Below are 7,856 nucleotides of genomic sequence, written 5' to 3' on the forward strand. Positions count from 1 at the left end.
CGCTGCCCCCACACCCCCGGCAGGGGGGTAACCCCCCTGCACCCCGTAACGTGCGGCCCCGTGCCAGGCGCAAGAGCGCCTGGCACGGGGCCGCATGGTTTCGGGGGGCGTGACGCTTACGCCTCTGGCCGTGGCCTGGCCGGGTGAAACATCGCGCCGTAGCCCATGGTTTCCCGTCGGCGGATTGTCAGGCGCGAAGCGCCGGGCAATCCGCCGACGGATGCCAAGGGGTCCGGGGGGAATGATTCCCCCCGGGCGGGGTCCGGGGCGGCAGCCCCGGGGGAATGCGTGGGGTCCGGGGCGGCAGCCCCGGTTTATCCCATAAGCTGCAGGGCCATGCGCGGCAGCGAGTTGGCCTGGGAGAGCATGGCCACGGCGGCCTGGGTGAGGATCTGCTGGCGCACGAACTCGGTCATCTCCGTGGCCACGTCCACGTCGGAGATGCGGGATTCGGCGGCCTGGAGGTTTTCGGCCTGGATTTGCAGATTGGAGATGGTGTTCTCCAGACGGTTCTGCAAGGCCCCGAGGTTGGCGCGAATCTTGTCCTTGGAAATGATGGCGTTTTTGACGGTGATCAGCGCCTGCTGGGCCAGTTGCTGGGTGGAGATGGAAGAAGTAGAGGAGTCCGAGCTTGTCATGGAGGACTCCGATATGTAGCCCCCGCCGGCGTCTAATTGTATTATATGAGTGTTTCCGTTACGATCCACAGGGAATAGATATTGAGTGGTTCCAGAAGCATTAACATATACGGTGACGTTTTGACTGGTGTCGAATTGAGACATCACTGAAGCGGGTATGACAGACCAGTTGCTTAACTGCTGAGTTATCCCGGTACTCGTCAAATTGTTGTTTGATATGTATTGCGAAGTTGTTTGCCCTCCGCCTCCAAATCCCAACGCGCTGGCCGTGCACGTCCCAATTTGGATGTAATAGTAATCCTCGGCGGAGTCGTTGGCGGTGCCGAAGTGGACCTTGAGCTTGCCTGTGGACGCCATGGACGTGCCGTCGTGGGTGCTGGAAGACAGGTTGCCGTTTAAGAGATAGATGCCGTTGAAGTCCGTGGCGTTGGCGATGCGGGTGATTTCCGAGGCCATGGCCTGGTATTCGGAATCGATGATGATTCTTTGATCGGAGGTATAGGTGCCGGTGGCGGCCTGTTCGGCCAGCTCCTTCATGCGGATGAGCTTTTCGTCGATGACGCCGAGCGCGCCGTCGGCGGTCTGGATGAGCGAGATGGCGTCGTTGGCGTTGCGCACACCCTGGTTGAGGGCCGCGATGTCGGCGCGCATGAGTTCGCGCACGGCCAGCCCGGCGGCGTCGTCGGCGGCGGTGGAGATGCGCAGCCCCGAGGACAGGCGGCGGGTGGAGGTGGCCAGCGCGCCGTAGGCGGTGCTCAGGTTGCGGGTGGCGTTTTGGGCCATCAGATTGTGGTTGATAACCAAGGACATAGGTCAATCCTTTGACTTATGATTGTTTCTGCCTTCCCCATGCCTTCATCCGGTGCATGAGCCTTGCTGTTCCTATCGGAAATTATGTGCAATTAAATAGGTCAGGCCGAATATTTTGTGCAATTTTCTGCCAACACCCGGGAAAATGGATGCACAAGATGAATGAACCACGCTGGATTCAGGGACGGAGGCCGGTCATCCTGGACGATGCGTTTTCCCCCGGCGGGACGGAACTGCGCAGCAGTCCGCCCCGCCGGGGGATGACGGGGGGCCGGGGGGAATGATTCCCCCCGGGCGGGGTGCGGGGCGGCAGCCCCGGTATCGGTATTCTTGTTATTCCAGCCCGAGTTGGGCCAGGAGGTCGTCCACGCTTTCTTGGGCGACGCCGGACTGGGGGCCTTTGAGTTCCGTGACCTTTTGTTTGGCCTCGACATCGAGTTGTTCGATGTCTTTTTCAGGGGCTTCCTCGCGGGCTTTGATCTTGAGGCCGGTGGACAGGTAGAGGTCGAGGACGATCTGTTCGACCTTTTTGATGGCTTCGATGATGCGTTTGATGCGCTGCCCGGTGAGATCCTGGAAGCTTAAGCTGGTCATGATGCTGATGAGATCCTGGTTGAGCAGGTCGCTTTGGTCGCGCAGTTGTTGGAGGTGTTCCTTGCTGACGCCGCCGCTTTTGAGGCTGTGCAGGATCTGGTTCGAGGTCGCCTGGAGATCGAGGTGTTTTTCCACGATGTCCATGATTTCGACGGTGGCCTTTTCGGTGGTTTGCAGGATCTGGTCGAGCTGGGCGGCGGCCTCATGAAAGAGCTTGTCGGCCTGGCGGCTGTCGGCAGGTTGCACCGGGTCCGAACCGGATTTGGCGGCGGAATTGATTTCCTTGTAGATTTCCTGGAGTCCGGCGCGCATCTCGTCGCTTATGCGGCGATAGAATTCGCTTTCCACCAGGGAGCGGGAGAGGGTCTTGGTGATTTGCTGTTCAACGGTGGCGACGATGGTTTCTTTGAGGCTCGTGGCCACGTCGGCGATGACCTTGTCCATCAGGCGTTCGACGAAATCCGTTTCCTTGATCATGTCGTGGCGCTCCGTTAGTCCCATTTTTTTCCGCGGATTTCGTCTCGCTGGCTTTGAAAGACGAACTGTACGATGGTCTCCAGGTCGCGCTCCCTGATGCGCGTGAAATCGAGGGCATAGATGGTCTTGCCGTCGCAGTCCTCGGCGCGGATGATCTTGCCCATGGCCCCGGCCATGCGCAGGGGGAACTGGGAGAGCATGAGCACCACCTCCATGTCGGCGTCCATGGGCAGGACGGCGGAGGCGGAGAACCGCAACCCGGCGCCGCTGATCTCCACGACGGACAGAACCACGGGAAAGTCGGCGGCCATCTGATCCTTGCCGAGCATGCCGATGAGGATATCCAGCTTGGCGTTTAAGCTGGAGAGCAGGGTGTAGAGGCTTTCCGGGATGGAGGCGTCGCGGGCGTCAAAGGCCCCGGGGCCGGTGAGTCCGGCCAGGGGGGCGTCTCGGAAGACGGGTTGTTCGGAGGGGTCGCATAGGAGCCGTCCATGCCCGCTGATGCGGGTGGGAATCCGCAGATAGGTCCGTTTTTCCGTGTCGTACATGGCCGTGCGCCTCGCGTGGCGGAGGATGGTCGCCGCCAAAGCGGCGACATGGGAAGTCGGGAAGCCGGGAACGACGTCAGTTGTGTCCGTTTTCCGGAAACACGTCCATGGCCTTGACCGGACAGACGTTGGTGCAGATGCCGCAGGCCGAACACTTGTCCGGGTCAAAGACCACAAGCCTTGTCGTGGTGTCCACGGCCAGGGCCTTGGTGGGGCAAAGCGCCGTACACATGCCGCAGTGGATGCATGTCTGCTCGTCGCGGGAGATTTTCTGGGTGATGGGGTGGACCTTGACGTTGTGCTCTTTGAGGTAGGCCATGCCGTGCTCGAAGGCCTGGGGATCCCCAAAGATTTCAATGGTCATCTGGCCGTCCTGGCGCGGGGTGATCTGGGCCTTGAGGATGTTGAAGCACAGGTCGTACAGCCGGGTGAGGTTGCACACCACGGGCTTGTTGGAAACGTCCGGGGGGAAGGTCAGGTAGACGATTTTCTTGTATTTCGTGTCGGATTCCATGTGATGTCGCTTCCTTTGGCGTAGTGCGCGCCTATTTGGGCATCATGGCCTTGGCGCGCTGGGCCAGCGGGGAATTGGGATATTTGGTGATGAGCTCCTGGAAGGAGATCTTGGCGGCCTGCTTGTTGTTCAACTTGACGAAGGAGGCGCCGCGCTTGAAGAGGGCGTCGGGATATTTGTTGCTTTTGGGGAATTTGTCGATGACTTCCTGATAGGACAACACGGCGTTGGCGTAGTCGCCGACCTGGTAATTGCACTCCCCGATCCAGAAATAGGTGTTGGGGACCAGGGGGCTTTTGGAGAAGTTCTTGGTGAACTCCGTCCACATGGACAGCGCCTCGCGATACTGCTTGGCGTTGAAGGCCTGAAGGGCCTGGGTGTACAGGGCGTCGGCCGGATCCTTGGGCGGATTGAGCACCGGCGCGCCCGGTTGGGCGAGCGATTGCGCGACAGGCGCGGCCGGGGCCTGGGCGTAAGGCGACTGGCGTGGCGCCGGGACGTCCTCGTAATCCCCGTCCCCCTGCTCCACGCCATAGGACGGTGCGTGCTGGCCTGCTGCGGGGGCGGCGGCCTGTCCCGGATAGGCGGCTTGGGCCGGGTAGCCGGTCTGGGTCGGGTAGGCGGCTTGGGCCGGGTAGCCGGTCTGGGCGGAATACGGCGCGGCGGGCGCGCCGACCATGGCCGCCGGGCCGGAGGCCGTGGGGCCTGCGCCGTCAATATCGATGGCCAGTTGGGAGGCCATCTGGGTCACCTGGGATTCCAGCCGGGCCACGCGGCCGGACATTTCCGCGCCGGAGGCCCCTTCACGGGACTTGGCCTGGTAGCTGAGCTCCTCGACCTTGGCGTTTAAGCCGCGCATCTCGGACTTGAGGTTTTCCATCTCGGCCCACATGTCGGCCGGGGTGTCCAGGGGCGCGGGGGCCGACGGATCGGCCTTTTTCGAGGCGCAGGAGCACAGGGCCAGAAGCGTCACGATGACGGCGGCCATCGTGGCGAGACGGGACGCGGTGGTGTTCATAGCGGTTTTTTTCCTCTTTTCCTGCCGAACAGCAGATAGGCCAGGCCGCCCAGCACGGGAATGAACACGGCCGCCCCGAACCAGGCCATTTTTTCGGCCGGGGTGGGGAACTCGCGCGTAAAGCTGTGCCAGATGGCCCACAGGTTCAACACGATGGGCAAAAAGGCCAAAATGGAGATCAGGACCAGTTGTCCTGAAGACATGGGGGGCAGGGGAGCCCAGATCATATGTTCCTCACAGGCCAGGCGGCCTTGGAGATGGCGTTTCGTTCACAGGGCCGCAGGGTCCGGTCCTTCCCGGGGCGTGCCGCAGCGCCGTGTCCCGAGGGGCCGCGCGACGCGGCCGGTCCCTATGGTATCCGCTGCCGGGGCGTAAGGCAAACCCCGGGCTCACTCCTCGGGAGGGGCCTTGCGGGCGCGCAGGAAGGCCGCCATGAGGGCCACGGAACCCAGGGTGATGGCGATGTCGGCCACGTTGAAGGCCGGCCAGTGCAGATCGCCATAGTGAAAATCCAGAAAATCCACCACCTCGCCGAACCGGATGCGGTCGATGAGGTTGCCGATGGCCCCGCCCAGGATCAGTCCCAGGCCGCAGATGAGGGTGGTGTCCTCTTCCAGGGCGGCGCGCAAAAGATGCAGGATGAGCACCACGGCCATGGCCGTGGTGGCGAAGAACAGGTACGTCTGCCAGGTGATGTCCGAGCGGTTCAAAAATCCGAAGGCCGCGCCCTTGTTTAAGACATGCACGATGTTGAAGAAATCCGGAATGACCGGATGGGTGGTATAGAGGATGATGTTGGCCAGAATCCAGGCCTTGGTGGCCTGATCCAGGGCCACCACGACCAGGGTGATGAGTCCGGCCAGTTTGTAGCTTCGTTTCATGCGGCTCCTTTTTGCCGTCCGTGAATCAGGAGGCGGCTTGGCAGTGATGCAGAACCGCAGCGCACCGGGGACAGATTTCCGGATGGTTCGGATCACTTCCCAGCTCCCCGCTCACGATCCAGCACCGGGCGCACTTGCCGCCCTCGGCCTTGGCCACGGCGACGCAAAGCCCGGGGATGTCCTCGCTGCGCCAGGCGTCGTCCGGGATGGCGGCTGTCTCCGCCCGGGTCACGATCACCTGGGAGACGATGCAGATTTCGCGCAGATCGATGCCGGACAGATCGCCAAGTTCGTCGCCCAGGGCGCCAGGCAAAAAGACCTCCACCCTGGTCTCCAGGGAATGGCCGATCTCCCCGGCCTTGCGCCTGGGCTCGATGGCCTTGGTGATCTCGCCCCGAAGCGCCACTACGCCTTCGAAGCGGGCCCGGGCGGACTCGGACAGACGCCAGGGGGCGAGGTCCGGCTCATCCGCCAGAAACACCGTGGCGGCGTCGCCGCGAAGCGTAAGCGGGGTGTGCCCGAAGACCTCCTCGGCGGTGAACGACAGGATGGGGGCCATGTCCCGCACCATCAGGGTCAGGATGGTCCACAAGGCGGTCTGGGCCGAGCGGCGTTCCAGGCTTTTTTCCCCGGAGACGTAGAGCCGGTCCTTGATGATGTCCAGGTAGAAGGCGCTTAGGTCCGTGATGCACAGGTTGTGCAGGCCGTGGAAGACCTTGTGGAATTCGAATTTTTCGTAGGCGGCGCACATCCGGTCGTGCTCGCGGATGACCGAATCCAGGGCGAAGCGGTCCAGGGGCAGCATGTCGTCCGGAGTCACGGCGTCCACCGGGGCGAAGCCGCCCAGGTTGCCCAGGATGAACCGGCAGGTGTTGCGGATGCGGCGGTAGGCCTCGACGATGCGGTTTACGATCTCGTCGGAGATGCGGATGTCGTCGCGGTAGTCCACCGCCGAGGTCCAGATGCGCAGAATTTCCGCGCCGTGCTTGTCGATGATCTCCTGGGGGGAGATGACGTTGCCCACGGACTTGGACATCTTGCGGCCCTCGCCGTCCACCACGTAGCCGTGGGTCAGGACGGAGCGGTAGGGGGCCACGCCCCGGGCCCCGATGGAGGCCAGAAGCGAACTGTGGAACCAGCCCCGGTGCTGGTCCGAGCCTTCCAGGTACATGTCCGCCGGGAAGCGGCATTCGGGGCGCTGCTCCACCACGGCGGCGAAGCTTGTGCCGGAGTCGAACCACACGTCCAGGATGTCGTCCTCCTTCACCCAGTGGGTTCCGCCGCAGTGGGGGCAGGCGAGCCCCTTGGGCACGATGTCCTCCAGGGGGGCCTCGAACCAGTAGTCGCAGCCGTGGGGGTGGTTGGCGAACTTCTCGGCCACGGCGGTCATCCAGGCCGGGTCGTTGTAGGCCGCGTCGCAGGAGGCGCACAAAAGGGCGATGATGGGCACGCCCCAGTTGCGCTGGCGGGAAATGCACCAGTCCGGGCGGCCGGAGATCATGTTGTGGATGCGCTCCTTGCCCCAGGCCGGAATCCATTCCACGTCGTTTTCAATGGCGGCCAGGGCCTTTTTCCGCAGGTCGTTTTTCTCCATGGACACGAACCACTGGGTGGTGGCCCGGAAGATCACGGGCTTTTTGCAGCGCCAGCAGTGGGGATAGGAGTGGGAGATGCCGGACTCGGCCAAAAGATGCCCGACCTCCTTGAGCTTTTCGATGACCAGGGGGTTGGCCTCGAACACGTCCTTGCCCCGGAAAAATTCCACCGAGTCCAGGAACCGGCCCGAGTCGTCCATGGGCGAGAGGATGTCCAGGCCGTAGCGCACGCCCACGTCGTAGTCCTCGCGGCCGTGGCCCGGGGCGGTGTGCACCAGGCCCGTGCCGGCCTCCAGGGTGACGTGGTCGCCGAGCACCAGGGGCGAGGGCCGGTCGTAAAAGGGATGGCGGGCGATGAGCCCTTCCAGGGCCGCGCCCTGGACCTCGGCCAAAATCTCGAAGGTCTCCCAGCCGAAACGCTTGGCCAAGCCGGGCAGCAGTTCCTTGGCCACCAGATAGCGGCCGCCTGGGGCGGCCGCCAGCACGTAGTCGAAGTCCGGATGCACGGCCACGGCCATGTTGTCCGGCAGGGTCCAGGGGGTGGTGGTCCAGATGACGGCGTAGGTGTCCGCCGGATCGGCCCCGGGCAGGACGGCCGCAGCCTTGGGGTCGGTCAGGGGGAAGCGCACGAAGACCGAGGGTGATTTTTCGTCGGCGTATTCCACCTCGGCCTCGGCCAGGGCGGTTTTGCAGGAAATGCACCAGTGGATGGGCTTTTTGCCGCGCACCACGGAGCCGCTTTCCACGAATTCGCACAGCACCTTGGCCGTGGCCGACTCGT

8 protein-coding genes are annotated in these 7,856 nt (G+C 63.1%); all 8 read right to left on the reverse strand.

The genetic code is table 11. The features are described 5' to 3' along the window. Positions 1 to 314: 314 nt before the first annotated feature. Positions 315 to 1,448, reverse strand: a complete 1,134-nt coding sequence (locus V3572_RS01380) for a flagellin (RefSeq protein WP_332109179.1) — start codon at positions 1,446 to 1,448, stop codon at positions 315 to 317. A gap of 333 nt (positions 1,449 to 1,781) precedes the next feature. After that, positions 1,782 to 2,519 (reverse strand): protein phosphatase CheZ, encoded by a 738-nt coding sequence (locus V3572_RS01385; protein ID WP_332109180.1) that lies wholly within the window; start codon positions 2,517 to 2,519, stop codon positions 1,782 to 1,784. Between the two features lie 14 nt (positions 2,520 to 2,533). Continuing rightward, positions 2,534 to 3,067: a PilZ domain-containing protein gene (locus V3572_RS01390; RefSeq protein WP_332109181.1), complete on the reverse strand. Its 534-nt coding sequence runs from the start codon at positions 3,065 to 3,067 to the stop codon at positions 2,534 to 2,536. Positions 3,068 to 3,143: 76 nt separating this feature from the next. After that, on the reverse strand, positions 3,144 to 3,581 hold the full coding sequence (locus V3572_RS01395; RefSeq protein WP_332109182.1) for an NIL domain-containing protein: 438 nt from the start codon (positions 3,579 to 3,581) through the stop codon (positions 3,144 to 3,146). Between the two features lie 31 nt (positions 3,582 to 3,612). Next, a complete protein-coding gene (ybgF, locus tag V3572_RS01400; RefSeq protein WP_332109183.1) occupies positions 3,613 to 4,599 on the reverse strand; it encodes a tol-pal system protein YbgF in 987 nt (328 codons plus the stop codon). Beyond that, positions 4,596 to 4,826, reverse strand: coding sequence for a PLD nuclease N-terminal domain-containing protein (locus V3572_RS01405; RefSeq protein WP_332109184.1), 231 nt, complete (start codon positions 4,824 to 4,826; stop codon positions 4,596 to 4,598). Before V3572_RS01405 ends, ybgF begins: the two co-directional genes overlap by 4 nt. A gap of 162 nt (positions 4,827 to 4,988) precedes the next feature. After that, on the reverse strand, positions 4,989 to 5,480 hold the full coding sequence (gene lspA, locus V3572_RS01410) for a signal peptidase II (RefSeq protein ID WP_332109185.1): 492 nt from the start codon (positions 5,478 to 5,480) through the stop codon (positions 4,989 to 4,991). Positions 5,481 to 5,505: 25 nt separating this feature from the next. Beyond that, positions 5,506 to 7,856, reverse strand: a 2,351-nt coding sequence (gene ileS / locus V3572_RS01415) for an isoleucine--tRNA ligase (protein WP_332109186.1), incomplete at its 5' end; no start/stop codon positions are given.

It is taken from the genome of Desulfolutivibrio sp. (assembly GCF_036584575.1).
Lineage (GTDB): Bacteria > Desulfobacterota > Desulfovibrionia > Desulfovibrionales > Desulfovibrionaceae > Desulfolutivibrio.